This is a genomic window from Pseudoflavitalea rhizosphaerae (genome assembly GCF_003991355.1).
Lineage (GTDB): Bacteria > Bacteroidota > Bacteroidia > Chitinophagales > Chitinophagaceae > Pseudobacter > Pseudobacter rhizosphaerae.
The window spans coordinates 258,501-284,416 of record NZ_RCSU01000010.1; the positions used below are offsets into that span (position 1 = coordinate 258,501).

22 protein-coding genes are annotated in these 25,916 nt (G+C 46.7%); 8 read left to right on the forward strand and 14 right to left on the reverse strand.

What is annotated here, in order from left to right; all coding sequences use genetic code 11:
- Window positions 1-32: 32 nt before the first annotated feature.
- Entirely contained in the window at window positions 33-1,487 is a 1,455-nt protein-coding gene (gene cls, locus D9Y29_RS18175; RefSeq protein ID WP_127130837.1) for a cardiolipin synthase, read from the forward strand.
- 34 nt (window positions 1,488-1,521) lie between these two features.
- On the opposite strand, the gene D9Y29_RS18180 is transcribed toward cls, so the two are convergent.
- From D9Y29_RS18180 to D9Y29_RS18190, 3 genes are all read right to left on the reverse strand, one after another.
- Window positions 1,522-2,262, reverse strand: a complete 741-nt coding sequence (locus D9Y29_RS18180) for a LytR/AlgR family response regulator transcription factor (RefSeq protein WP_127130839.1) — start codon at window positions 2,260-2,262, stop codon at window positions 1,522-1,524.
- A gap of 85 nt (window positions 2,263-2,347) precedes the next feature.
- Window positions 2,348-3,637: an OmpA family protein gene (locus D9Y29_RS18185; RefSeq protein WP_164735464.1), complete on the reverse strand. Its 1,290-nt coding sequence runs from the start codon at window positions 3,635-3,637 to the stop codon at window positions 2,348-2,350.
- Between the two features lie 20 nt (window positions 3,638-3,657).
- Window positions 3,658-4,137, reverse strand: a complete 480-nt coding sequence (locus D9Y29_RS18190) for a LytR/AlgR family response regulator transcription factor (RefSeq protein ID WP_164735465.1) — start codon at window positions 4,135-4,137, stop codon at window positions 3,658-3,660.
- A 290-nt stretch (window positions 4,138-4,427) separates the two neighbouring features.
- Between D9Y29_RS18190 and D9Y29_RS18195 the strand changes: the two genes are divergently transcribed.
- The 3 genes from D9Y29_RS18195 to D9Y29_RS18205 all read left to right on the forward strand — a co-directional run bounded on the left by D9Y29_RS18195 (window position 4,428) and on the right by D9Y29_RS18205 (window position 6,317).
- Entirely contained in the window at window positions 4,428-4,784 is a 357-nt protein-coding gene (locus D9Y29_RS18195; RefSeq protein WP_127130845.1) for a hypothetical protein, read from the forward strand.
- On the forward strand, window positions 4,765-5,190 hold the full coding sequence (locus D9Y29_RS18200; RefSeq protein ID WP_241237975.1) for a hypothetical protein: 426 nt from the start codon (window positions 4,765-4,767) through the stop codon (window positions 5,188-5,190). Before D9Y29_RS18195 ends, D9Y29_RS18200 begins: the two co-directional genes overlap by 20 nt.
- An 80-nt stretch (window positions 5,191-5,270) precedes the next feature.
- Window positions 5,271-6,317 carry a linear amide C-N hydrolase gene (locus tag D9Y29_RS18205; protein WP_127130847.1) on the forward strand — a complete coding sequence of 349 codons (1,047 nt, stop codon included), beginning with the start codon at window positions 5,271-5,273 and terminating at the stop codon, window positions 6,315-6,317.
- 8 nt (window positions 6,318-6,325) lie between these two features.
- Here the strand turns inward: D9Y29_RS18205 and D9Y29_RS18210 are convergent, their stop codons facing one another.
- A complete protein-coding gene (locus D9Y29_RS18210) occupies window positions 6,326-7,525 on the reverse strand; it encodes an outer membrane protein assembly factor BamB family protein (RefSeq protein WP_127130849.1) in 1,200 nt (399 codons plus the stop codon).
- A gap of 22 nt (window positions 7,526-7,547) precedes the next feature.
- Window positions 7,548-8,540 carry a helix-turn-helix domain-containing protein gene (locus D9Y29_RS18215; RefSeq protein ID WP_127130851.1) on the reverse strand — a complete coding sequence of 331 codons (993 nt, stop codon included), beginning with the start codon at window positions 8,538-8,540 and terminating at the stop codon, window positions 7,548-7,550.
- 215 nt (window positions 8,541-8,755) lie between these two features.
- Between D9Y29_RS18215 and D9Y29_RS18220 the strand changes: the two genes are divergently transcribed.
- The gene (locus tag D9Y29_RS18220; protein WP_127130852.1) at window positions 8,756-9,925 is read left to right on the forward strand and encodes an LA_2272 family surface repeat-containing protein; all 1,170 of its coding nucleotides are present in this window, start codon (window positions 8,756-8,758) and stop codon (window positions 9,923-9,925) included.
- 59 nt (window positions 9,926-9,984) lie between these two features.
- Here the strand turns inward: D9Y29_RS18220 and D9Y29_RS18225 are convergent, their stop codons facing one another.
- Complete coding sequence (locus D9Y29_RS18225; RefSeq protein WP_164735466.1) at window positions 9,985-11,097, reverse strand: SGNH/GDSL hydrolase family protein; 1,113 nt, start codon at window positions 11,095-11,097, stop codon at window positions 9,985-9,987.
- A gap of 125 nt (window positions 11,098-11,222) precedes the next feature.
- On the opposite strand from D9Y29_RS18225, the gene D9Y29_RS18230 reads away from it, so the two are divergent.
- On the forward strand, window positions 11,223-11,942 hold the full coding sequence (locus D9Y29_RS18230; protein WP_127130856.1) for a hypothetical protein: 720 nt from the start codon (window positions 11,223-11,225) through the stop codon (window positions 11,940-11,942).
- A gap of 69 nt (window positions 11,943-12,011) precedes the next feature.
- On the opposite strand, the gene D9Y29_RS18235 is transcribed toward D9Y29_RS18230, so the two are convergent.
- The 8 genes from D9Y29_RS18235 to D9Y29_RS18270 all read right to left on the reverse strand — a co-directional run bounded on the left by D9Y29_RS18235 (window position 12,012) and on the right by D9Y29_RS18270 (window position 23,761).
- Entirely contained in the window at window positions 12,012-13,052 is a 1,041-nt protein-coding gene (locus D9Y29_RS18235) for an isoaspartyl peptidase/L-asparaginase family protein (protein ID WP_241237976.1), read from the reverse strand.
- 11 nt (window positions 13,053-13,063) lie between these two features.
- Complete coding sequence (locus D9Y29_RS18240; protein WP_127130858.1) at window positions 13,064-14,410, reverse strand: DUF4302 domain-containing protein; 1,347 nt, start codon at window positions 14,408-14,410, stop codon at window positions 13,064-13,066.
- A gap of 20 nt (window positions 14,411-14,430) precedes the next feature.
- The gene (locus D9Y29_RS18245; RefSeq protein ID WP_127130860.1) at window positions 14,431-15,915 is read right to left on the reverse strand and encodes a DUF4302 domain-containing protein; all 1,485 of its coding nucleotides are present in this window, start codon (window positions 15,913-15,915) and stop codon (window positions 14,431-14,433) included.
- Between the two features lie 2 nt (window positions 15,916-15,917).
- Window positions 15,918-16,751 (reverse strand): substrate import-associated zinc metallohydrolase lipoprotein, encoded by an 834-nt coding sequence (locus tag D9Y29_RS18250; RefSeq protein WP_127130862.1) that lies wholly within the window; start codon window positions 16,749-16,751, stop codon window positions 15,918-15,920.
- Between the two features lie 20 nt (window positions 16,752-16,771).
- Window positions 16,772-18,184: a RagB/SusD family nutrient uptake outer membrane protein gene (locus D9Y29_RS18255; protein WP_127130864.1), complete on the reverse strand. Its 1,413-nt coding sequence runs from the start codon at window positions 18,182-18,184 to the stop codon at window positions 16,772-16,774.
- 9 nt (window positions 18,185-18,193) lie between these two features.
- A complete protein-coding gene (locus D9Y29_RS18260; RefSeq protein WP_127130866.1) occupies window positions 18,194-21,763 on the reverse strand; it encodes a SusC/RagA family TonB-linked outer membrane protein in 3,570 nt (1,189 codons plus the stop codon).
- 140 nt (window positions 21,764-21,903) lie between these two features.
- Window positions 21,904-23,118, reverse strand: a complete 1,215-nt coding sequence (locus tag D9Y29_RS18265) for a FecR family protein (protein WP_127130868.1) — start codon at window positions 23,116-23,118, stop codon at window positions 21,904-21,906.
- A gap of 91 nt (window positions 23,119-23,209) precedes the next feature.
- Window positions 23,210-23,761, reverse strand: a complete 552-nt coding sequence (locus D9Y29_RS18270; protein WP_164735467.1) for an RNA polymerase sigma factor — start codon at window positions 23,759-23,761, stop codon at window positions 23,210-23,212.
- 193 nt (window positions 23,762-23,954) lie between these two features.
- On the opposite strand from D9Y29_RS18270, the gene D9Y29_RS18275 reads away from it, so the two are divergent.
- Together D9Y29_RS18275 and D9Y29_RS18280 are read left to right on the forward strand one after the other, a co-directional pair.
- Window positions 23,955-24,545: an RNA polymerase sigma factor gene (locus D9Y29_RS18275; RefSeq protein ID WP_127130872.1), complete on the forward strand. Its 591-nt coding sequence runs from the start codon at window positions 23,955-23,957 to the stop codon at window positions 24,543-24,545.
- Window positions 24,546-24,638: 93 nt separating this feature from the next.
- Window positions 24,639-25,757, forward strand: coding sequence for a FecR family protein (locus D9Y29_RS18280; protein WP_127130874.1), 1,119 nt, complete (start codon window positions 24,639-24,641; stop codon window positions 25,755-25,757).
- Window positions 25,758-25,916 lie beyond the last annotated feature (159 nt).

Sequence of the window (25,916 nt, forward strand, 5' to 3'; positions counted from 1 at the left end):
ACCCCGGCCCGGCCGCCCTTTAACCAACAAATATGAGCCCAGTTACTGAGATCATCCTGATTGTATGTGTCTATGCCCTGATGATCTTTACCATGATCCGTATCATATTCGATACGGTGAATGTGAGCAAGGCATTGGGTTACCTGCTCCTCACTATCGTACTGCCGGTTGCCGGCAGCATTGTGTATTTTTCTCTGGGCGTCAATTACAGGAAACGGAAGATCTACAATAAAAAGATCATTACAGACGAATACCTGCTGCAAAACCTCCGCAAAGACATCGATGAATCCGCCCTCCGATTACTCCAGTCGCACCACGATGATGTGGGCAATTTCGCCGGCCTCGCCAAACTGCTGATCAGGGATTCCCTTTCTTTCTTATCATTGAACCATATCAAACTCCTGTTGAACGGAGAGAACAAATTCCCCGATGTGATCAAAGCGCTGGAAGCAGCGCAAAGCAGCATTCATATCCAATATTATATTTACGATAATGATGAGATCGGCAATCAGATCAAAGCCATCCTCATGCGCAAGGCCCGCGCAGGTGTGAAAGTGCGCTTCATCTACGATGATTTCGGCAGCAACGGACTAAAGAAAAGATGGGTCCGGGAACTGGAACAGGCCGGTGTTGAGATCTATCCCTTTTACAAGATCTATTTCGTTTTCCTCGCCAGCCGCATCAATTACCGGAACCACCGCAAGCTGATCATTGTGGATGGACAAACAGGCTTTACCGGCGGCATCAATGTATCTGACAAGTATATCAATGGAGAAGACCTTAAAAAGCTTTACTGGCGCGATACTCACGTGATGATCGAAGGTCCGGCCGTGCTCAACCTTCAATACCATTTCCTGGCCGACTGGAACTTTTGCTCAGACCAGAATCTCACGCCGAACAATGAGATCTTTCCCATTCCCCACCGCCGTCCTGATTTCGGAATGCTCACACAGATCGCTGTAAGCGGTCCCGATTATCCACGCGCGGATGTGATGCTCAGCTATTTCACTGCCATCGCCAATGCGCAGCAAAAAGTGTATATCACCACACCTTATTTCATTCCCAATAACAGTATTTACGACGCTATCAAAAAAGCCGCACTCAGTGGCTGTGATGTGCGGTTACTGGTCCCCGGTATATCGGATTCCAAAACGGTGAATTATGCCACGCAATCATACTTTGAACCATTGCTCGAATGCGGCGTGCGTATCTATCTTTACCAGAAAGGATTTGTGCATTCCAAAACACTGGTGATAGATGAAACACTGAGCATGGTGGGTTCCGCCAATATCGACTTCCGAAGCTTCGACCTCAACTTTGAGCTCAATACCATTATCTACGACCAGGGATTTGGAGAAAAGATGACAGAAGTGTTCCTGCAGGACCTGGAAGATTCGGAAGAAGTAATATATGCTGAATGGATGAAGCGCAGCACCTGGCGGCAATTACTCGAGAAATCAGCCAGGCTGCTTTCTCCCCTGTTATAATGAATGTTGCTGGAAGCCGCCGGCGCAATCTGCTTTAGTACATCAGCTTTTTCAGGTTATCGATATATCCCCTGCTCACTTTGAGAGAGACATCATTGTTAAGTACCAGGTAAGCATCATTATTCTCTTTATACACTTCCCTGATATGATGGATGTTTACGATACTGGAACGATGGACGCGGATGAACGCCGCAGGATTCAGCCGCTGCTCCAATACACCGATCCCGTAATTACTGAGGAAATTCTTTTGCAAAGTGTAGATGCGGGTATAATCCTTTTCAGCTGCGAGGTACGCGATATCCTGTACAGCAAGGCTGATCATTTTGTTTCCGCTTTCCAGGAGGATCCGTTCCGGGTATCCCTGTTCAGGTTGCCCCACTGCATCAGTGAGAGCTGTCAGCCTGGCCAGATCATTACCCTGGCGTGTAAGCACTTTGGCAACGGCCTGGTTGAAACGCTCTCGTGTATAAGGTTTCAGAAGATAGTCGATCGCATTGGAGTCAAACGCTTTCAGCGCATACTGATCATAGGCAGTAGTGAAAATGATCTGTGGCACATGAATGATCTGTCTCAGTACCTGGAACCCGCTGAGGCCCGGCATCTGGATATCGAGGAAAACAAGATCAGGCTCCATCCTGTCTATAGCAGCTACCGCTTCCAGGCCATCCTGACATTGCGCAACAATCTCCATTTCAGGATATTCTTCCAGGTACTGCTGCAGGATGGTCCTGGCAGCAGCTTCATCGTCTGCTATGATCACTTTTTTGAGAAGCATAAATACTAGATGCAATATACTTATGAAAACTAAAAAAATGGACAGGGCCCGGGGCCCCGCCACTTGAATTTCCCGTTTGTGTATCTTATAGTTTTATAAACTCCACGCGCCGGTTATTGGCTTTGGCAGCAGGAGTATTATCTTTTTCCAAAGGTTCGGATTCTCCTTTTCCATCTGTTTCCATTCTGTCTGCCGATATGCCAAATTCCTTTTCCAGCAGTGCTTTCACAGCATCTGCCCTTTTGATGGACAATGCCTTGTTATGCGCATCATCCCCATCACTATCCGTATGTCCTGTTATCTTCACACGTACATTACCGTTTTCCTTCAAAACTGCGGCCATTTCTTTGATCACCGGGAAGGAAGCAGGTTTGATCCTATCGCTGTTCACATCAAAGAGAATAGCGCTGGTGCTCACCTTGCCTTCCGTCATGAACTTGCTGCGCATATCCGGCAAACCGCCTGCGATGCGGATATTGGAGATAAGATAATAATCAGGTTTTGTTGTGCTGGTGTTCATGGTGAATACAAGTGAATTGTAATTGACATCACCGAGCGCCTGCTGTACATCTATCACTTTTTCTTCATCCAGGTACATTCTTATCCTTCTCTTCTGGCGCCAGATACTTACCTTAACTGTATTCTTACCGCCATAGGCGTGGAATTTATCCGTTTCAAATTGCTGGCGTGATCCATCTGTACCACTCACCTGATTGTACCCGATCCTGCCTGCTTTTTGAGAAACCATATTCGGAAGGAACCATACCTGGAATCCCTCCTGACCACCCTGCCCCTGTTGCCAGCGTGTATATTCAGATTGAGTTTTGAGTGATGCAATGGCAAGGTACAGGGGCGAAGACGTGGTGCGGAAACCATCATTACAGATCAGGTCCATTTCCAGCGTAAAATTTTCCGGAAGCGATGTAATGAAACCCGGCATGAATACGCCATTCCCATCCAGCTTCAGCCATTTGCCCGGTAATTCAGTGGCAGTAACAACTTCAGCCGATGTATTCGTATTCCATTTGGCGGGAAAATCACCTGCATTATCCTGGGAAAAATCCTCGAAGGCGATCACTTTCTCGCCCGGGATGAAATCGAATTTGCTGTACAGGTTAAAGGTCTTGCCCTCTGGAGCAGTTTTCTCTTTTATTTTTTTATTCTTTTCATCTTTCTCCTCTTCGCCTTTTTTCTTTTTCCTGAATGCTTTTCCGCTCAGTACATCGTCCATCACGTCCCCCGTTTTATCGGCAGATTTCTGAACTGTCTTTTGTTCTGCTTTGTTTTTCACAGCATCCTTGATATTCTTGAGAAGCTGTGCATCCACCACGCTGCAGCATAACAGCGCAACTGCTAAAAGATAAATGCTCCGCATAGACTTGTTGATTTGAAAATTTATTCTCCCAGCCATTGCCTGAACTGGTTGGCTTTGAGGCGGCTTACTATTACATTGTCGATTTCCCTGGGCGCCAGTTCAACTTTGAGATTGCCGTTGAACCAAAGCAGGATTTTCTGCACAGCGGTATGGCTGGTGATCACCTGTCTGCTGGCCCGGAAGAACTGGTCCGGAGAAAGGCATTGTTCAATTTCTTCCAGGCTCATGCGCACCAGGAAATTCTTGCCATCGAATGTTTTCAGATAGCTGAGCTTATTCCTGGAATAGAAGTAGGCTATATCGTTGCAATGCACGGAAATCAATTCCTTTCCTTTTCTCACCAGGAACCTCTTCCGGAATGCCGGCAATGACGAACCAGATGGAACCATCATTGTGCCGCTCTCTTCCTCACCGGAATTTTCACATTGAACAATACAGTCCGGCAGAACCATCTTAAGCCTGCGGAACTCTTCGGAATTCAGGGAAAGCTGTACCCGCATTGAGGCGGGTTGTGGTTGGCTAACTGCGTGCATGGGGATCGGGTTTTCTTATTAAATGATTATGGCAGGCAAATTAGTCCCGGAATTTCCTTCCAACCGTGGCAGTACGACGAGTTGCACTATCTTCCTTTGAATTGCAATACCAGCAGTTGGTCTGCAGATGATGCAATCTCGGTAGCTCCGCTACTCTCAAAATTTGTTTTTCAGAATATTTTGAAAGTTCAAAACAATTACACAATTTTGCGTTGTGAAAGCGCCGAAGTGAAAAAGGCAGCCCTAAAAAAGGCACCATGAACACCATCGCCTACATCCTCTATTTCCTGATCACTTATTTCATTACAGTGCATACAGGATTGTCCTTTTACCGCAATGGCCGGATCTATATCCTCAATATTTTGGAAGGGAATGAAGCACTCACTGGCTATATCAACCGCTTGTTACTGATCGGCTATTACCTGCTGAACCTGGGCTATGTGGCGCTTAGCGTGAACGAATGGAAAGAGATTTACACTGCTGCGCAAATGGCGTCTCTGCTGGCTTTAAAAGTTGGAGCCATCATGCTGCTGCTGGCCTGCATCCACTTCGTGAATATGGTCGTGATCCTTTACATCGGCCGCAAACAACATCATGCAAACCATAAACTCTGACAATATGAAAGATTATCATCTTATCGCTTATTGCATCTACCTTCCTATCATGCTGCTGCTGACCTGGTATGTGGCCGGCACCTTATTCAAAAGTGGAAAAACATTCATGCTGGATATCTTTCACAACAAGGAAGACATTGCCAATGCCACCAACAAACTTTTCAAGACGGGCTTCTATCTCCTGAACCTGGGCTTTGGGTTGTTGATCCTCACCATCGAAGTCACCATGAATGATCCCAGGGACATGATAGAAGCCCTCAGCCCCAAAATAGGAGGCTTCAGCATTTATCTTGGCTTCATGCTCTTTATCAATCTTTACTTTTTCTTCAGGGGCAGAAGAATATCACGCCGCCGCTTGCAGGCAACACTACCAGTGATCAGCACGCCGCCCGTGATCCAGGAATGATTGAACGATGATGATATATGATGGGATTTTTCTTAACGGAAGGACACAATCAGTGTCCTTTTTTGTTTGTAATTTGAAAAATGAAAAAGCTATTCTCGCTCCTGCTTTTACAGGTTACGGCCATATCCACTTTTGCCTGTTCTACTTTTCTGCTGAATAAAAATGGACAACTGGTGTTTGGGCGCAATTACGATTGGGTAAGCGGCAACGGCCTCCTCCTGGTGAATGCCGCCGGGCTTCAGAAAAAAGCCTTCCTTACCAGTGGAGAGCAGCCCATCAGCTGGACTTCCCAATATGGCAGCGTTACCTTCAACCAGTTCGGAAAGGAAATGCCGCATGGCGGCATGAATGAAAAAGGACTGGTAGTGGAACTGATGTGGTTGCAGGGCACCAGCTATCCTGTTGCCGACAAGCGGGCAGCCCTGAATGAATTGCAATGGATACAGTACCAACTAGACAATTGCGCCAGTATCGAAGAAGTGCTGGCCACCGATAGGAAGATCCGCATAGACCGCGATCATTCCGCTCCACTGCATTACCTGGTGGCCGATGCATCCGGCAAAGCAGCTACCATCGAATTCCTGGATGGTAAAACAGTTGTGCACCAGGGGAATGAGCTTCTCGCTCCCGTACTAACCAACAGCACTTATGAATCGAGTGTTGCGCAACTGGATCCGGCAACTCGCTCGAAAGAATCCAATAACTCGCTGGACAGGTTCACCACAGCCTGCCATATGCTGCAACAATACCAACAGGGCAACAACTCAATGGCTCCTGTGGATTATGCATTCAAAATCCTCAACAATGTATCGCAGGCGCAGTACACCAAATGGAGTATTGTGTATGATATCAGTAACAGGCAGATCCATTTTACTACGCATGGCAATAATCAGCGCAGGTCGATTTCTTTTGCGGTACTCGATTTCAAATGTAACGGCCAGGCAAAGTCGATCGACATCAATACCCCACTAACAGGCAATATTGCCGGTAATCTCAAGCCGCTGGATGAAACACAAAACCTGTTGGTAGTCCGCAAATCAGTAGAGGAGTCCAGAACACATCTGCAAATCACTGAAGAATCGATTGTAGCGCTGGGAAAGTATTTCAGCAGCATCAAATGCAAATAGACTGCTCATCAGCGAAGGTCCAGCGCATAGAAATAACCATCGGTAGCGCCAAAATAGAGTACGCCATCCCTGAGCAGAGGCGTGGCAAGTATCGCTCCCACGTTGAAGATCATGCGCTCCGCCCTTGCAGTTTCTTCTTCATTCCCATATATCTTGAAATCTTTCCGGAGCTGATCACTGGCATCAAAAATTGTTTGCCCATTTTTCCGTTTTCCAACTGTACTGAACTGCCAAAGGACCTTTCCGGATGCCGGGTCCAGCTCATATAAGATACCATTGAAGCAACCAGCGAACAGTCGGGAATCAAACACAACAGGCGTATTATATGATCTGAACGGGATCGGGATCTTCCAGTTTGTGCTGCCATCCTCCTGTGAGGTGGAATAGAAGGAATGGCTATCGGAAGTGCCGTAGAATATATTTCCATTGTGCAGAATGGGAGTAGCAATGATCCAGCTTCCGGCTTCCTTCCTGTTCCATAAACCGTTGCCAGTGGATTTACTGATGGCGTAAATATTGAAATCCCTGCTTCCGACAATTACGGCATCCCCGGCGATCAACGCCGCCTTTTGAATTTCGCCTTTGGGAAAGTAACGGTCGCCAATCGATTTAAATTCCCAGATCAATTGTCCACTCCCTGCTGAAAGCGCGTACATTTTTCCATCATAACTTCCGATGTAAAGAGTATCGTTGCTCAACACCGGGTCTGCGTGCACTATTCCACCTGTTTTGAATTTCCATTTTACTTTACCTGTAGCTGCTTCAACTGCATACACATGCTGATCGCCACTACCGAAGTACAGCAGTCCATCAGCAAATAAAGGAGATGATCTGTAATAATCCCAGAAATCATACTGTTTTTCTCCACCGGTATTGAATTGCCATACGGTTGCCCCTGTTTTCAGATCTAGCGAATACAGGATGCCATTATTACAATAGACGAACAACCTGTTTCCTGCCACAGCCGGCGTTGACTGAATGCCTGCAGGCAGTTTTGCCAGCACCTTGTGAGGTTTCCCGGAAACAGATAGCGAATACAGGTTACCGGTAGTATCTCCAAAAAAGAGTTGGTCATGCCCTCCTGCGCAGGCGCCGCCAATGATACCTGCAGCAGCCTGATATTTCCATAGCAGTTTACCGCCGGAAGACGACTGTGCATAACCGCAAAAAGAAAAACAAAAAAGGAAAACAGGAATTAGCGATCGCATAAGAATAAGGTTAGATGTTACATTAGTTCCTGAGATGATTCACTTTATCACGCAGCGTATTGAAGAATTTATTGCGTTCCTTTTCTCCTGACCTGCTGATAAGGGAACTGCGGCTTAGCAAAGTGTTGAAGGTCCCGAATGCTTTGGCGGCAAATCTAGTATCCCTGGTGGAGATATAGTTGAACACGCTATAGGTGACCATGCTCAGCTTTTGATCGTCGAGATTCAGCAGGATGGTATTGTTACCGAGTATCAATTCATTCACGTAGAACTGCAGGTTTCCGTGAGGTTTAAGATCGCTGTCGCCGGGCAGGAATGTAATGCCGCGTTCTGCCTGTTGCTGAAGGTGGTCCAGCATCCTGATAAAATCGTCCACCACCGCAATCAGATCTTTTCTTTCGCGGAAGATGCCTGCATCCCTGTAATAGGACACCTGGTTGATACTGCTGTGAATGCTTTCCAGGTTCCAAAGTTCCGTTGAATCCATTTTATTATGTTCTTCCAGCAGTTGCCAGCCAATACGCCTGCATTCTTCCGCCGGAAAAGCTTCCAGGGAAAACAATTCCTGTTGCAGTTCCGGTTGATTGTTGATGGTGCGGCTCCAGAAGAATGTTTTGAACGAAGCCATGGCAGGGAAGAGAAAGAAATACCAAAAAGGTGTGTCTTTGCAGAGATAAAAGATTTCCCTTTTTTTGAAGCTGGTAAAATACCGGAACTGTTCCAGCATGCCCTGCATATGCTTTTCAAAGGGGATGAATCCATTGCTGACGCCGGGCGCCTGGAACAATACAGCATCTGCATTCAATTGCAGCAGACCATCCAGCGATAGATGATAATGGCGGCAAATGGCCTGCAACTCTTCCAGGTCAACCGGCTTTTCGCCCCTGATCCGCCTGTAAACGCTGTCAGAACTCAATCCCAGCAATTCGCCCAGATCTTCTGCCAGTGAAACATGCTCCGGTAGTTGTTCTTTTATCTTTTTGAACAGTAATTGTTGTAAGACTTTAGCATCCATTGGAAGAAAATTACTGAAAATCCGCAATAAGCAGGAAGAGTTTATGGAATTCCGCCATTACAGTAGAACAAATCCATATATCAAACTGGTTTACGCTGCAAGTTCTTTCAAGGGGTCAAACGATTCCTGTTCATTGCAACAACTTCAAAATCCGACGCAGTTTACCGTTACTGATCCCGGGATCCAGCCATTAGGTTTGCTGAAAACCACCCGGCATGAAAAAAATAATTACAATCATTTGTCTCGTTACCGGGACCACAGCTTCAGCCACACCGCTGGACAGCGTTGTACAGAACCTGTATTTTTATCGTGTTCTTCACAGGGATGCTCAGTTCAATACGAATGATTATGAGGCTGGCGGCAAAAAACCATTTTACATTTATCGCAACTGCGTTTACAGGATCCTACTCTGGGAAGGAGGCAACTGGTTGATACGCGTTACTGATATCAGGAATGACTCTATCTATTACCAACATTTCGGTCCTCAGAACAGTTACAGGAAAGACTCACTCTTCCGGCTGCATCCCCTGCAGATCAACTGTATTCTCACTTATGAAAAAAGCCTTGGACAAATATTCAACACCATCCAGCTTGTCAATTACAAACCGGTATTCACCTATGGGCTCCAGGCAAAAAAGTTTCCGGAGAAGACAGTCTTACTCTATTCGCGCGACAGTACCAGAAGTGAAAAAGTGGAATTAGTGACCTTCCTCCACGCCAAGAGCACTGCTTTGCTTTTCCTGAAATGCAACAGAGCTTTCTACTACAATGATACCGCCACATTGGATTGTGAAAGCGGCATAGCGCTGACGCCTCCCCCACCTTATCCTAAATCTGAAAGGAATGTAGTATGGTTCACACCCTCGAGAGCTCAGCGGATCAATGGCCTTACTATCGGTATCCAAACATTTGGCTTCAACAAAGATTCCCTTACCATAAAAGGAGTGAACCTGAATGCAGACCTGATGGGAGCTATTTTTATGATGTACCTGCCTTTCTTGCCCCGTGATTCAACCTACAGGGTTAAGAATATGCCGGATACCATCCGGTATAGTGAAGCAGTGGATAAGATCTATGGCCTTAGCATCAGCGGTGGTGGGCTCATTGGTGAAGGCCGTTTGCATGGAGTAGCTGTCAATGGCTTGCTCTGTTTGCTCACCGTATCGAAAGGAATATGTATAACAGGTTTGACCAACCGAATTGATGAATTCCATGGCCTGGCCATTGCCGGCTTAGGAAACAGAAGCATAAAAGGAAGGGGTTTACAGATCGGGCTGGTTAATAAATGCAAACACCTGAGGGGGATCCAGATTGGGTTATGGAACGAAAACGGCAGACGGAAATTCCCGATCATCAACTGGAATTTCAGTAAAAGGACTGTATAGTTTTCTTTCTTCCCTTATATCTCCAACACGATGGCGATCCGTTACCGGCGCGCCATTTTCTATTGATGGTAAGATGGGAAATTAATCGCCAGCCAGGGACTGAGCGATTCATTTACGATGGCAGCTACCTTCTCTGTTCCGGCATTGGTGAAATGTGCTTCATCATAAAAATAAAGACTGTTCTTTGGCATTCTTGCCGCCAGGTCGATCACCAGTATATTTTTTTCTGAGCCTAGTTTTCTCAATTCATCGTTGTACAGCTCAAGTACCTGCCAGGCGCATTTTCCGCTCATACTCTTATGCTGAATGCAAGCAAGGTCCACCTGCGTTACACTATCGACCCCTTCTCCATACAATAGTGGCTGCGTGATAAACACTGGCTTGATCTGGTACTTAAGACAGGTATCGATCAGTTCACTTACCCGTTCCCGGTAGCCCGGCAGGAATTGTTGCTGCAATTTCAACTTTGCTGCTGATTCCGCCTCAGTCATATGTGAAACCGGCAACTGCCTGGGATCGATATTCACGCCGCTGGTATTATGCGCCTTCTGGGCCTTCCAGCCCCTCGCGAGATTCACCAGCAGGCTCAGCACTTCACTGTTATTGACAATATAGTGTTTGAGATCAGAGAATGCGCCTCGCTTGTTTTGCTGATCGTGGAAACTGGGGCGGTCGCTTTCGATATCATTGACGCCTGTGAAAAAGAGTACCACTTTTGGTTTGATCTTCACCAGGTAATCCTGTAGCAATACCTGGTGGCCAAAAGTGGAATGGCCATCCAGGCCGGCATTATTGATCCATACATGTTGAATAGAGCTGACCAGTTTATTCTCCAGCAAGGCAGGCCAGGTTTTATTATCATTATTGAAATGGCATTCGGTTGTACTGCCGCCCACAGCAATGATGCTGAGCCTGTTGTTGAAATCAGCAGGTTTTGATGGCCCGCGGAACCCCAGTTCATTCCTCGTGTTCACAATTACACTATCCAGTTTAGGATTGATGGAATTCTGAATAGTCAGTTTTGTATTCACAGGCAGGATGATCTGGTCTCCTTTCAGCCGGAACCCAAAAGGATTGTAGATACGAAGGATGATCTCCAATGCAAGAAAAGTAACAGCCAGTAAGAAACATCCATAGAGGAAGCGGTGAAGGATTTTCCTGCCTTTGCTCATTGTATAAAAATAGGGAATCCGATGCATACTTCCTGGCTGCTAAGTGATTCTACTTACCGAAAAAACATGTTCTTTATGTGCATACCTATTTTTATTACATTGTAAAACCTTAAACCTGATTATTTATGAAATTCCCTGTTATCATCGGACTCGCATTGCTTTCTTTTAGCACAACAAAAGCCCAAAATACTTTTCCTGCCACCGGCAATGTGGGTATTGGCACCACCACTCCCAACAGACTGCTTCATGTAGCAGGGGTAGCCAGGCTGGCAAATCTGGCGGTGATCCAACAAGGTACCGGCAGTAATCCGGAAATTACTTCTGATGGTAATTCCGTTATCCGTATCAAAGGACAAAGGGGTACAATCATAGGTAAACTCAATGCACTGCATAGCTATCAGACAGAAGCCATTGCACTAAGTAATGGAGACAATAAAACAAATATTGTGTCTGTGTACAACAATAGCGATGTATCTGTAATGACTATAACCAACACGGGGAACATTGGTATCGGCATCACAGCGCCAACAGAAAAGCTATGTGTGAATGGAAACATCTTTACAAAAAAAGTAAAAGTAACAGCTACGGGTTGGCCTGATTATGTTTTCCATCCATCCTACAAACTGATGCCATTGGATCAACTGGAGCGCTTTATCAAAGCCAATCGCCATCTTCCGGAAATTGTTCCGGCAAAAGAAGTTGAAGAGAATGGCCTCGACCTGGGCGACAATCAGGCAGCATTGCTGAAAAAAATTGAAGAGCTTACGCTCTATCTAATTGATCTGAAAAAAACTGTTGATGAGCAGAATCTGCGGATCAAAACCCTTGAAGCCAAAAAGAACTGAAGCAAAAAATAAAGGAGACTACGCTGAAAGAATGGCGCAGTCTCTTTTGTTTCTATTTCTGTTTTTGAACTAATCCCTGTAAAACCACACAGACACTTTTCCCTCTTCGTTTATGGCAGCACGAAACATTCCTTCAGTATTGAACGGCATCGCCATCTTTCCATTTTTATCCAGCGCCACCATGCCCCCGTTACCACCAAGCTTTCCGATTTTATCGATTACCTGCTGCGCAGCTTTTGCCACCGGGAGATTCCTGTATTCCATTTGTGCGGCAACATCATAGGCAGCCACAGTACGGATATAGAATTCACCCCATCCTGTGCAGGATACAGCTACCTGCTGGTTGGCATAAGTACCTGCGCCGATGATGGGAGAATCGCCCACTCGTCCATATTTCTTATTGGTCATGCCACCTGTACTGGTGCCAGCCGCCAGGTTACCTTTTTTGTCGAGCGCCACTGCGCCAACAGTGCCGAATTTCTCATCATTACTTTTTGCAGTTGGCACGATAGAAGTTTTCTTTTCATCATGGTCCAGTTCGGTTTTGGCGGAATCTTTTTTAAGTAAGCGCTGCAACGCCTTCCATCTGCCTTCGGTATAGAAGTAAGCAGGGTCCACTATTTCAAGTCCCTGCACTTTTGCGAAATCGTCTGCTCCCTTTCCGCTCAGCATTACATGTCCTGATTTTTCCATCACTGCTCTTGCACCTGTGATCGGATTTTTAATAGTGGTTACACCGGCCACTGCGCCTGCGGCCAGTGTTGCGCCGTCCATAATGCTGGCGTCCAGTTCATTTTTCCCATTATTGGTGAATACAGCGCCTTTACCTGCATTGAACAGCGGAGAGTCTTCCATCACTTTGATAGCAGCCACCACCGCATCCAGTCCGGAGCCTCCGTTCTGCATCAGTTTGTAGCCCGACTTCAAAGCTTCGGTTAATGCTTCCCGGTATTTCTGTTCTGCGGCATCGCTCATATTCTTTTTCAGTATCGTACCGGCGCCGCCGTGAAGCACCAGTACATATTTGGGTGAAGGCTTTGCGGGTTTGTTCCATTGAAGGCCTGCAAGCCCAATCAAAACAATGCATGCGATGAATCTGCTCCTTTTCACTGTTCATTTTTTTAGTCTACATAAATACCGGTTGGCGTGCTCACGATGATATTGAACCAGATCCTGGAATCCTTCCTGCTGATCACGCGTAAGCGTTGCAGCGTTCCGGATCTTCCATTGGGAACAACCGTTACTCCTTCTTCCGGGAAGATAATATTCATAAAATCCAGTACTGGAGTAAGATATTGCGTACCAACAGAGTTGGTGGTACCAAGCGGCGTTACCACTACATGGCTTTCATCCACTTTTGCCAGGGATGTATAATAAGGGATGAATAAATTGCCTCCTGTTTCATTCTTTACCAGGAGTTGCATCGAATACAATTGATTGGCAGGTGTTGTGCCGCCTGAATTCATATTGTAATGATACAGCTGGATCCTCAGTTGCACCGGAGAGATCAGCTCACGTAATGCAGCTACATGCGGTTGCAGGTCAGGGCTGTAATAGGTTGCCGGATCATCCAGTGTATATGCGAAGAATCTCGGCAACACATTATCGATACGCATGAAAAGGTTGGCTGTGCCCTTGTAGGGAAATGCGGGTGTGTGGGATACGGCAATCCTTCCCGCTCCTGCATTCCCGGCAGCAGTTATTTCGAGCTCATTGGCAGTAGCAGTGCCGAATGACAGGCCATCTATACTGATCCCATCTTTGGTTACAGGTTCACTCAGGGCTATACCGTTTGCGATATAATTGTACGTTACTGTTTTGCTCACAGGCGTTCCGGCCTGATCTTCCCAGGTCAGTTTCAATGTTTGTTGATCAGTGTTCAATTCCCAGAATGCATGGAAACTTGCCAGTTCCAGGTTCTTGAAATAAGCAGAAGCGTTACCGGCAAACTCCTGTAAAAGCAGGGCAGTATTGGCCTTGGCCAGGATATCTGCCCTGTCTGTGGCCACAGCTTTACGGAGTGTGTACACAGTGTTTACCGGACCGTTTATTTGTGTGAGGGAAAAATTTCCGTCTGCATTCGGACTGATGTAAAACTCGAATTTGCCACCGATATTTTCCGCAATGGCATGCATCACGGAATAGGTTTCAAAGATCAGTTCAGGCTTTACATTCCCGCCAACGCGGAACCGTACATTTTCCTGTTCATCGGTAAAACCTTTGTAATCCGACACCAGGCTTACTTTTCCGGCATTACTGAATTTCATCAGCAGGCTCACTTTCGTGGGATTGCTGGTAGGTTTGTATTCAAGGTACCAGCCTTCAGAGGATGCCGCCAGCTGCTGCATGTAATTATTCTGAAGCGCAGCCAGGTCCGGCACATCTTCAGGGATTACCGTTCCATCATAGGTTTTACTGCAACCTGCAAACGAAGCAGCGATAAATGCAATAATGATTATTTTTTTCATCTCTGTAATTACAAGTTGGGTTAATCGAAATAGATGGTCAGTGTGGTGTTATTCACTAATAATTCCAGCCAGATCCGGCTGTCTTTCCTGCTCACCAGCCTGATCTTTTGCAGGGCAGACGGGGATGTACTATTCCTGCCCACGGGCACTACAGTAAAGCCTTCAGTAGTAAAGACCTCGTTCATGAACGCTACCACTTTTTCTTTATAAGGAGCGGCGGATGAGCCTGTTGTTCCGAAGCTTACCATCGAAACATGATTGGGCCCCAGCTTCAGCAGGTCATAATGGAACACCTGGAATGTGCTGTTTCCGGCGCCGTTCCTAATCAGCAATTGCAGCTGGTTTCGCTGCGCATGATCATCAGGGATAGTGGTGCCGTTGTAGTTGTTATTATAGAATTGTAAACGGAACAATTCATCTGCCTTGAAGCCCTGTGTTACAAAATATTCTTTGAGGTCATTGATATATGGTTGCAGAGCCGGACTGTAATAGATATCCATATTGTCAAGCGTATATCCGAAGAAGCGCGGTAGTTCACCATTCCTTACAAAATAGTCGGCAGTAGTGTACGTATTGGGGGCGCCTGAGATCGCGTTCTGGAACGGGAATGGCGGAACATGCATCCAGCCCAGCTTTCCGGCGCCGGCATTCCCGGCAGAAGTGATCTCAAGCGAACCATCTGTAAATGCGCCAAATTTCAGTGTATCGATGGTGTAGCTATCTTTCGTAATAGCAGGTTCCAGCGTCATGCCCGCAGGCACAGGCTTATAGTTGATAGTATGCGACTCTGCGTTTGATGAACCTGTTGCAGGCCATGCAAGAGTGATGGTCCTGGCAGTTGTATCGATCGCCTCCAGCCTTGCTCCGAAATTTTCCAGCAGCAGGTTCTTCCAGTAATAGCCGGGACCGGCTTCCACAAGCGTAGCAATTTTTTCTCTTGCTTCCGTGGTCAGTCTTTCCTGTTCCTCTTCAAATGCGATCTGGTCAAGCACTGCCTGGACCTGTGCTTGCAATACCTGCTGGTTGGTGGCATTCACTTTTACCAGGGCATAACTGAGGTTATCGAAACCATCCGCTCTCTTCAAAGAAAAGCTGCCATCCTCCTGCTGAACGATCTTGAATTTATTGAAACCATTTACAGTCCTGGTAAGCTCTCCAAAAACAGAATTATCAGCAAATACGATCTGAAGGATCGTTTCACCGGCAAAAGAATAGTCAGCATCCGCTTCCTCATGGTAATCCCTCAGACCGGAAACGATTTTCATTTTTCCATCTTCTGCGAACTTGATCTTCACGGCAATACCTTCAGATTCGGAAGTCGGTTTATATAGTACATACCAGCCATCAGTAGCCGCTACCAGAATCTTTTTATATTCGGCAGCCAGTTCTGCCACAGTGGGGGGCATTTCCCTTTCAGGCAGATGGGTAGAAGGTTTCCGGCAGGCATCGAGAGTCAGCATGACTGTCAGGAAACAAAGCAGTATTGTTTGGTTGAATAGTTTCATGATCAGAGATTATCGAGTACGTTTTGTAAATAAGCCTGTAACACATGCAGGTCGATGCCTTTTTCCAGATAGAAATTGTACACCATTTTGTACTTCTGCTGAAGGAAAGTGTTCTCGTCTGCGATCAGCAGTACGTTTTCTTTGGGAGTGGTAACAATACCATCCACCCAGGTGGCGAAATCCTCTGATTCATTGCTCATGCCATAGTTACGCCAGAAGCCTCTACTGCGTGCTTCGGCCTGTGTAAAAGCTGCATAACTGGTGCCGCCTGCATATTTACCTTCAGAGATCTTATCGAATCCTGCAGGCCTGCCGAACTTTTTATCCAGTACATGTGCAAACTCGTGGTGCAAAGTTGCGTACTGATTTTTCAGCCAGTTGGCATCTGTGAGATCATAACCATTCACACTGGTCACAATCACGCGGCTCAATCCGTAGGCAGTTCCGGAAGCGCTGAAGTTTCTCTCATCGCCTTCCACATAATTCATTTTCGTACCGAAAAGGATCATCTCTATAGGCATGTTCTGCCGCATGAATTCAGACTTCTGCCTGTCGTAAGGAGCAATGAACAGCTTGCGCAGCACATTCTCTACATAAGGCAGTACAATGGATTCATTGGGAGGTGAAGCAAATGCATCGGCGGTGATATAGCGCCTGTCCCAGCGATAAATGATCTTGCTCTGGTATTCCGTGAAAATATCATAGATAGCCAGGTCTGTTGGATTATCAGGTTTGGCCGGCGCTTCGTAAGGTTCGTAAGGGATCGCATCTTCCTTCTTGCAGGATGTGGCAAGCAGGCAGCAGGCGATAGCGTATAATATAATTCGTTTATGCATGATAGTTATTTTAGCAGTGATTACCTGGGATTCGGTTCCATATCTATGTTGGCAGTCAGTTCTGCAAACGGTATCTGGAAAAGCCTTCTGGGATCATCGGCTTTCAATTCGATATCCCTCACACCATTCCAGTGGGTGACCGGAATATTGTATCGTTTTATATCGAACCATCTGTATCCTTCATAACAAAGTTCCCTTCTTCTTTCATCCAGGATCTTGTCGAGCATTGCCTTTTCAGTAGGATAGTCTGAACGCTTCAGTGCAGTGTAAGGACGCAGGCGTTTCACCAGGATCGTATTCAGCGCATTGATGGCATAATCATAATCGGGATTCTGCTTGCGCACATAAGCTTCCGCCGCATTGTACATCACTTCTTCCACAACAAACAAGGCCACATCGGAATACTGATGTCCTTCCGATTGAACCGACCTGAATTTTCGAATAATATAATTCGGAGTTTGGTTACTGGTGAAAGTGAACATGCGGCCGCGGATATCTTCCGCAGCAAACGTGCTCCTGAACTCGTTTCCATACATGCCTGTGAGGTAGAAGGAATTCCACTCCAGCGTGTATTGCATCATCAGCACATTCGGCTGGTTCACGGAACAATAAGCATTTGCAAAAGCGCTGTAATTACCGGTGGAAAAATCCTTATCCCAGTCAACCAGCAGGTTCCTCACACTTGAATTGGCGTTGAGCACTTTGTTACTGTATTCGATGCATTTTTCCCAATCGCCTTTGAAGAGATAGAAACGGCTCATGAATGCATTGGCTGCTGTTTTATTGAAATGATGTTTGGGAACTTTCATCAATGCATCGTTCACCAGGGCAATGCCTTCCAGCGCATCCTTCTCGATGAGGTCATACACATGTTTTACATTATCCCTTTTGTAAGTAGCTCCTGCTTCCTTCTCTGTTGCCAGCGCATAGGGAATGCCCAGGTCCGAAGCGGCCGTAGCAGCATCATAATGTTTGGCAAAGATGTTCACGAGCATGAAATGTGCGTAAGCGCGCACCAGCAGCGCTTCCCCTTTTACGTTACGGCGGAGTTCGTCATCGCCTGGGGCATTATCGATGCTCTCCAGCACCACATTGGCATTGTAGATACTGTTGTAATATTTTCTCCATCCTGCTTCCGGCGTAACGGCGTTGCCGGTGATGTATTCATCGGACCAGAGATAGATGGGTTTGAGCCAGGAATTGATATTGGCATTGTTGTAATCGGGATAATCATAGAACCGGTAATTATCGGTATACAATTCCGTAAACATATGGAAGGCCTGTGGATAAGCGCCGGTGATGATGGCCTGGTAATCCTCCACGGACTGTGGCCTCACGCGATTATCGGGGTTCACTTCCAGGAACTTTTTACAGCCGCCCAGGAGTATGCCGGCAGTGAAAAGTAAAAAAAGATATTTAGCAATATTATTCATGGTTCCTGCTTATAAGTTAATGTTCAGACCTAAGGTGAAAGTAGTGGCGGCGGGAATCGATATGCCGGATACCAGCGCTTCGGGATCCTGTCCCTGCAATTTGGAATCAGCCCAGAGGGCCAGGTTCTGCGCCTGTGCAGTGATCTGGAATCCCTTCATACCATATTTTTTTATCAGTGCATTGGGCAATGCGTAATTGACCATAACATTTTTCAGGCGGATGAAAGAACCGTTGGCTGTTCTTATATCGCTCCTGTTGTAAAATGTGAATGGATCAGCGCTTGCTTCCAGTAGCATGGTACGTGTTTCCGCTTCAATGATGCGTGGCACATTGGTATACTGCTCATGACCGGGTGCACGCCACCTGTTCACCAGCGTTGCATCCAGCGCTTCCACATCAGAGAAGTAGCGTTGCATGATGGGATTCAGGCGGACCACATTGCCAAAGGAATAGGTAAAGAGAAAAGACAAATTCAGGTTCTTGTATCGAAAGGAGTTGGTAAGGCCACCGGAACCAAGCGGATCACGGCTTCCCTCGTATCTGAGCATATTGAGATCACGACTATACTTCGATATCTGGTAAGTCGGATTGTCTTTTGCATTGTAGAAAAGTGGAAGACCGTCCGCATCCAGACCAGCAAAACGGAAAGAATACAAACCGTTCACCGGCTTGCCCACTGCTGCGGCGCCAGTTCCAACGGTGGCAAGCAACACTGTATTGTTTTGCTGAATTCTTGTTACTTTATTCTTGTTATAACCGAAAGTAAAAATGGTATTCCAGGCGAAGTCCCTTCTTTTGATATTACTTGTATTGATGGTAACCTCAAACCCGTGGTTGCGCATATCGGCCCAGTTCACTGTCTTGCGTTGCTGACCACTTACACGTGAAACTTCGATACCGCCGATGAGATCATAATTGTAACGGCTGTAATATTCCAGTGTGGTAGTAACCCTGTTATACAATCCGAACTCTACAGCCGCATTGAACATTTTTTCTTTTTCCCATCTCATGGTAGGATTTTCGGGAGAAGTGATATTGATCACCGTTTCGATGGTATTGGGATCGAAGCGTTTGGTAGTTCCGTAGTAAGCCAGCATCTCTGCGCTGCCAAGGCCGCTGATATTTCCACGCAATCCGTAAGAGCCCCTCAACTTCAGGAAATCGATAGCTTCGATGTCTTTGATGAATCCTTCTTCATCCATATTCCAGCTGGCTCCCACCACCCAGATCGGCAGGAAGCGGAAGCGTTCGGAAGTGCCGAGCCTGTTGGACCCGTCCGCACGGGTGGAGAGTGTGAAATTGTATTTGTTCTGAATGGAATATGCGAGGTTGGCAAAGAAGCTGGCCTCATGTTGAATGTTCTGCGATTTACCATAATAAGGGTCTGAAGAACCGGAAAGAATATCTCGCTGAATAGCCCTGTAATCTGGGCTGGACGTGAGCCCGCTGAAATACTCGAAACCATAGCCCTTGTAATAATCCGTGAGGTACTTCCTGTGGCGAAGCTCGGTGCCCGCCAACAGATCGATGCTATGGTTCTGCGCAAAATAAGATTTCCAGTTCAGGGAATTCCGAACAGTGTAGAATTCCCCGAGGGTGTTATCGGTGATCACGATTCCACCCCGGGGTAAAACTGAAATAGGGTACTGACTAAGATCGAACGGATCATTATAAAGATTTGTATTGGCACTGCGGACAGAACTGTTCTGCATGGCGCGGTAGCTCAATGCCGTATTCGATTTTTCTGTTGCGATATGATCACTGGCAACGGAAGACATACGGCCTGAGAAGATACCATTGTAAGAAAGGTTCTTCGTGATCTTCCAGTTGGCATCTACCTGGAATTTGATCTCACGCAACCGGATATCGATGAAATTATTCTTCAGTTCGTTCACGATATTGAAAGGCGCATAGTTCATCTGGTAATATTCCGGGTTGCCATTATCGTCATAGGGTCTCATAGCCCTGCTGGTGCTGCGCGCATAGGTATAGGGATTGATATCGAATGCGCGCTCAACAATACCGGCAATGGCTTCTGTGGAGTTCTCTGTACCGAATGTGCGTTGGTTCCTCGCTGAAGCATACAGGGTTCCGGTGAGAGAGAATTTCTTAGAGAAATCGAAATTGGCCCTGATATTAGCGGTGTACCTGTCGAGATGCTGGCCTACTGTTTGACCCGCATCCCTGAAATAGCTGCCGGACAAATAGATCTGTGATTTCTCTGTTCCTGAACTCACACTGATGCTGTGTTCCTGGTTTACAGAATTCCTGAACAGCTCATCAAACCAGTCCGTGTTATACGTTTTAGCGCGCTGGATATTATCGTAGTATTCGTCCCAGGTGATTTCTTTGCGCGACAATTGCGAGAGCAGTTTCCCAAATGCGCCGTAGTTACGGTTGAGGTTGGTGAAGTCAAGCATGTTCTTATCATAAAGCTCTTCAGAGAACTCCATCCTTTGTTTGGAGTTCATCACATTGAACTGTGTGATGGAAGGCTTCATGGCCATGCTGAAATTATTCTTGTAGCTCACCACCGGCGCACCGATCTTTCCTTTTTTGGTAGAAACAACGATCACGCCATTCACAGCCTGTGTTCCGTACATGGCGGTAGCTGATGCATCTTTGAGGATCTGAATATCTTCTATATCATCAGGATTGATGCCACTGATGGCGGAGCTGAGCATGGTGGCTGCATCGCCTGAATAAAGCTGGTTGGGATTGAGGTTCACCGGATCGTCTATCACTACGCCGTCTACAACCCAGAGTGGTTCCTGGTTTCCGCTGATGGAAGAAGTGCCGCGGATGCGGATCTTTGATTTAGTACCGAATGTGCCGCTGGTGTTTTCCACGGCCACACCGGCCACCATACCCTGCAATGATTTGCCCACATCGGAGATACCGGCAGTTGCCAGCTGATCGGACTTCACTTTTCCAACAGAGCCGGTAAATGTACGTTTGTTCACTTTTTGATAACCCGTTACCACCACATCTTTCATCGCTTCCTGCGCAACATTCAGTCTGATATCGAGTGACTGTGTTCCTGCCCTGATGATAAGCTCCTGCGACTCATAACCGATAGAGCTGATCTCTATCTTTTCACCATCATTCACTTTGATACTGAATTCTCCTTTTGTATCGGAGCTCACACCGGTATTCCTGGCAGGAATATGAATGCTTGCACCGGCAACAGGATTGCCAGTTGCAGCATCCAGGATTTTACCCTTCAGCTCCCGGCTGGCGGGAGCCAAATGGGTATCATCGTTTGGGGGTTTAGGGATTGCTTTTTCCGTTTGCTTGATGAAAATGGTGTTGCCCTCGATGTTGTACCGGAGCTGCTGACCTTCCAGAATAAGTTGCAGGAATTTCTGCAATGGCATGTCAACAGCAGTAACGGTAACAGGTTTCGCCTGTTTCAACAGTTCCTTGTTACAGAACACTGAGTAGCCGGTTTGCGATTCGATGACAGCAAATGTTTTTTGCAGTGTTACCGACTTACCGGTGAAATTTACTTTCTGAGCAAAGAGGGTTGCCTGGAATAATAGCAGGCACGCAATTAGTGTTATGGTTTTGGGTCTCATCCGCGCTTTGTTTACAAGGCAATACAAATCCTTCACACGGCAGTGCAGTTTTCTGCCTGTGTATTATTATTAAATCTAAATGGTTACTTCATGGAATCGGCCAATTACCCGGATGGGAAGGCCGGTACAATTTATATCTGTCAGTGAGTGATGACCAGTTTGCGGCCAGCCTCTATCCTGAACTTGAAACCTGTTCCCTGCAATCCGTTCAACACCTGTTGCAGCGTGAGTTTCCGGCTGATCTTACCAACAAATTCCAGCTCAGGAACTCCTTTCTCATACACCACTTCAATATCATACCAGCGCGCCAGCTCTCTCATCACTTCCTGTAAACTGGCATTGTTGAAATTGAAGACCCCGGTTTTCCAGGCCATCACTTTTTCTTTATCTACCTCTTTCAATACAACCGGTACATGATTTTCCTTTTGCAAAGCCTGCTCACCTGGCTTGAGTTTCACCTGGTCTTTTGATCTGCCGGCTTCCAGCCGGTTGCCTACCAGCAGACTGCCTTCCAGCAATGTTGTTTTGATGGCCTGCTCATTATTGTAGGCATTGATGTTGAAAGACGTGCCCAATACTTCCACCAGGCCGCGATCGTCTACATTCACCAGGAAGGGTTGCTCCTTATTCTGAAGCACTTCAAAATATACTTCGCCTTTGATCTTCACCTGGCGTTGTTTTCCTGTGAAAGCAGTGGGGAAGCTGATAGAAGAAGCGGCGTTCATCCATACACGCGTACCATCGGGAAGTGTAAAATGATATTGAGTGCCCGGCGGTGTGCTCATGGAATTGTACAAGGTTTCCTGCGATGCAGCCAGTTTATTGTCTGTTACCTGGTAACTGAGCTCTCCGCCGGATGCTTTCATCACCTGTGTTGCGCCTTCTTCAGCGAGCTTACCATTGGCCACACTATCCAGCTGGATGGTCCTGCCATCAGATAATGTAAGCACCACGGATTGTTGCACTGGCTCGATGGCTGCTGCCGGTTCATTTTTTGCCATCTTGCTGTTGTGATCCGCGCCGCTTATGAACCTTAACCAAATTGCGGCAGCAATGATCACAACAGCGGCAGCCGCCCATTTCCAATAACGAAGCCTGTACAGCTTCGCCGGTGCAGCTTCCGGAATTTCAATGTTGTTCCTTGCCTCCGAGAGTTTATTCCATACCTTCTCTGCGGCCTCCGGATCAGTTGAAGCTCCGGGAGTATACGCAGCCAGGTCGTCAGTAAGCATTTCACCCAACAGCGCTTCGCGCTCAGGTAATGATGCTTCCTTCAGGAAAAGATCCAGCTCTTCTCCGGTCAGTTGTTGCTGTTTGAATTTCAACAGCAGGGTTTTGAATTGTTCGTTGGTCATGACAAGGTTTGAAATCAGCCTTCAGTAATTCCTTCCGGTATAATAAAGACGCACGGGTTTAAATATGGGAGGACATGCCTCTCAAAAAAATTTATGAAAAAATGGAAAAACAGAAAAAGACCAGCATTTCCCCTTCATTGGAAAGCATGAAATCCCTCAAAGTTTTCATGGCACGGGAGATATGCTCCTTCACGGTGGTGCGGGCAACACCCATCCGCTCCGCGATCTTTTCATAGGTAAGTCCTTCTTCCCTGCTGAGCAGAAATGCCTGCTGCTGTTTTTCCGGAAGGCCGTGCAGGGCTTTCCGGATCAGCGAATCACGCTGCCGGATGATCAGCAGGTGATCAGGAGCATCCAGCTCTTCTGCAAACATGTCACTAAGATAATCGCGGTATTGTTGTTCCGTTCTGAGTTTGCGGAACCTGTTCACGAATTCATTGCGGGCAGTGATGAACAGCCAGCTTTCAGGCTGTGCGATCTGCGGAAGCTGTTTCCGTTTCTCCCACACTTTCAGGAATACAGACTGCACTATATCCTCTGCATCCGGCCTCCGGCCAATGTAACGGAGCATCACTCCAAAGAGCCGGTCAAAATGACGCTGGAAAAAAAGTCTGTAGGCTTCCTCATCATCGAGCGCTATCAAACGGAATAGTTCATGGTCAGTATGTAAGCTATCTGCAGTCAGTTCCTTTTCCTTTAAACGCTATAAATATAATTAAAAACGAAAAAACAGGATTTCCGGAATATACCGGTAAACCAGTAATTCCGGACAAATATCATTTTAATAGAATGAATAGCGTCAACTTTTGTAAGTTGCATACCCAAGTTCATATCCATTGATCAGGCACGCATCATATAACGAAGAACAGCTGCTGAAGCGGCTTGCAGCAGGTGATGAAGCGGCATTCAACTCCATTTATGAACTATACCAGCAACCTGTTTTTGCATTTGCATTCTATCTCACCAAATCAAGGGAGCTCTCGGAAGAAGTAGTACAGGAAACTTTTGTGAAGGTCTGGGAAAAAAGAGAACAGTTCCCGGAACACATGATCATTCTTCCTTATATCAAACGTATCACACAGAACCTGGTGCTGGACATGTACCGGAAAGCAGGCAGGGACCAGGCTTTGCAACAGGTATTGTATGAAGCTGTCAGTAACCTGTACCAGCAGCCTGTTGACCAGCTACAGGAGAAAGAACTGCTACGTATTTATCGTGATGGCATCAACAGGCTTCCTCCGCAAAAAAGGATCATCTACACATTACATCGCGATCATCATCTCAGTTATGAGCAGATCGCTGAGCGGCTGCAACTCTCTCCCAACACTGTCCGCAATCATATGGCCCAGGCCATCCGCTCCGTGCGCGAGCATGTGAACAAACATGGCGCACTCCTCCCGATCGCCTTCCTGCTGAAAGAATGGTAACCTGCAAAAAATATTTTTACAGCAACTGGTAGTGAACCTCCTGCCGTTCGTTTCTACTGTTCACGTTCTGTTACTTCATTTAAACCTGTAACTGTGAACAATACCCGACAACGACTGAAAGCGCTTCTTCAGAAACAGCTCGATGCCAGCATCAGCGCAGCGGAACAACAGGAATTGTTTGCCCTCAGCAATGATCCGGCACTGGCTCCATTGTTCCAGGAACTATTCGATGAGGTCTGGCATGACCTGGAAGCAAGCCGGCCACAGTCCGCCATGGAACGGCCTTTGGTGAAACAAAACTGGTTCAGGATCGCAGCAGCGGCTGCTGTGGTGGCCGCAGTGCTGGGGACCTGGTTCTGGCTGTCAACGTCCGAAAAGAGCACAGGGCAAAAGCCTGCAACGTTTGCTGCCAAAGATATTCCGCCTGGTAAGGATGGCGCCATCCTTACACTGGCAGATGGAAAACAGATCATGCTGGACACTGTGAAAAATGGCAGCATACTGCAGTTGAACGGTATCAGCATGGAAGTGAAAAATGGACAGCTCATGTATCCGCAGCGAAACAATGGCTCAATTGCCTGGCATACCATGAGCACGCCGAAAGGCCGCCAGTTCCAATTGCAATTGCCCGATGGTTCACAGGTATGGCTCAACGCTGCCAGCTCTATCCGGTACCCCAGCACCTTCTCCGGAAATGAAAGAAAAGTGGAAATCGATGGAGAAGCTTACCTGGAAATAGCAATAGATAAGAACAAACCCTTTATTGTTATCACACGCAAACAAAAGGTGGAAGTGATCGGCACCAGCTTCAATATCAATGCCTATTCCGATGAACTGAACGAACGCACCACTTTGCTGGAAGGATCTGTAAAAGTGAAACACAATCATTCATCATCTTCTTCCTTGCTGCAACCGGGCCGGCAGGCACAGGTAGATGAAAATACTGTTACAGTTAGGGACGCAGATGTTGACGAAGCAATTGCCTGGAAGAACGGACTTTTTCATTTCGTGAATGCCGATATCCCCACGGTTATGCGGCAATTGCAACGCTGGTACAATATTGAAGTAAGTTATGAAGGCGCTATTCCAAAGCGGGAATTCCAGGGCAAGATGCAGCGGGACCTTAACCTTTCCGAGTTGATCTCCTTACTGGAAAAAGCTGATCTGCATATAAAACTGGAGGGTGAAAGAAAACTGGTGATAACACCATAAACTATAAAAAAGGACAAAATTGATCATCTGAAAAAACCGGAACCCGAGTCGCGATCGGGCCCGGCAATATTTCGGGTGGTCAAATCAAGATAGCCGTTGCTGACTATTATTATTATCAAACCCAAAACTGTTGCGAATTTATGCAATTAAATGCTCTCC

Coding starts and splice junctions, on each gene's coding strand:
- D9Y29_RS18225 (WP_164735466.1), bottom strand. CDS start 11,097: ATGAGCAAAGGCAGGAAAATCCTTCACCGCTTCCTCTATGGATGTTTC.
- D9Y29_RS18255 (WP_127130864.1), bottom strand. CDS start 18,184: ATGAATAATATTGCTAAATATCTTTTTTTACTTTTCACTGCCGGCATA.
- D9Y29_RS18215 (WP_127130851.1), bottom strand. CDS start 8,540: ATGGATGCTAAAGTCTTACAACAATTACTGTTCAAAAAGATAAAAGAA.
- D9Y29_RS18190 (WP_164735465.1), bottom strand. CDS start 4,137: ATGCGGGTACAGCTTTCCCTGAATTCCGAAGAGTTCCGCAGGCTTAAG.
- D9Y29_RS18185 (WP_164735464.1), bottom strand. CDS start 3,637: ATGCGGAGCATTTATCTTTTAGCAGTTGCGCTGTTATGCTGCAGCGTG.
- D9Y29_RS18250 (WP_127130862.1), bottom strand. CDS start 16,751: ATGCATAAACGAATTATATTATACGCTATCGCCTGCTGCCTGCTTGCC.
- D9Y29_RS18265 (WP_127130868.1), bottom strand. CDS start 23,118: ATGACCAACGAACAATTCAAAACCCTGCTGTTGAAATTCAAACAGCAA.
- D9Y29_RS18210 (WP_127130849.1), bottom strand. CDS start 7,525: ATGCGATCGCTAATTCCTGTTTTCCTTTTTTGTTTTTCTTTTTGCGGT.
- D9Y29_RS18195 (WP_127130845.1), top strand. CDS start 4,428: ATGAACACCATCGCCTACATCCTCTATTTCCTGATCACTTATTTCATT.
- D9Y29_RS18200 (WP_241237975.1), top strand. CDS start 4,765: ATGCAAACCATAAACTCTGACAATATGAAAGATTATCATCTTATCGCT.
- D9Y29_RS18180 (WP_127130839.1), bottom strand. CDS start 2,262: ATGCTTCTCAAAAAAGTGATCATAGCAGACGATGAAGCTGCTGCCAGG.
- D9Y29_RS18205 (WP_127130847.1), top strand. CDS start 5,271: ATGAAAAAGCTATTCTCGCTCCTGCTTTTACAGGTTACGGCCATATCC.
- cls (WP_127130837.1), top strand. CDS start 33: ATGAGCCCAGTTACTGAGATCATCCTGATTGTATGTGTCTATGCCCTG.
- D9Y29_RS18260 (WP_127130866.1), bottom strand. CDS start 21,763: ATGAGACCCAAAACCATAACACTAATTGCGTGCCTGCTATTATTCCAG.
- D9Y29_RS18240 (WP_127130858.1), bottom strand. CDS start 14,410: ATGAAAAAAATAATCATTATTGCATTTATCGCTGCTTCGTTTGCAGGT.
- D9Y29_RS18230 (WP_127130856.1), top strand. CDS start 11,223: ATGAAATTCCCTGTTATCATCGGACTCGCATTGCTTTCTTTTAGCACA.
- D9Y29_RS18245 (WP_127130860.1), bottom strand. CDS start 15,915: ATGAAACTATTCAACCAAACAATACTGCTTTGTTTCCTGACAGTCATG.
- D9Y29_RS18220 (WP_127130852.1), top strand. CDS start 8,756: ATGAAAAAAATAATTACAATCATTTGTCTCGTTACCGGGACCACAGCT.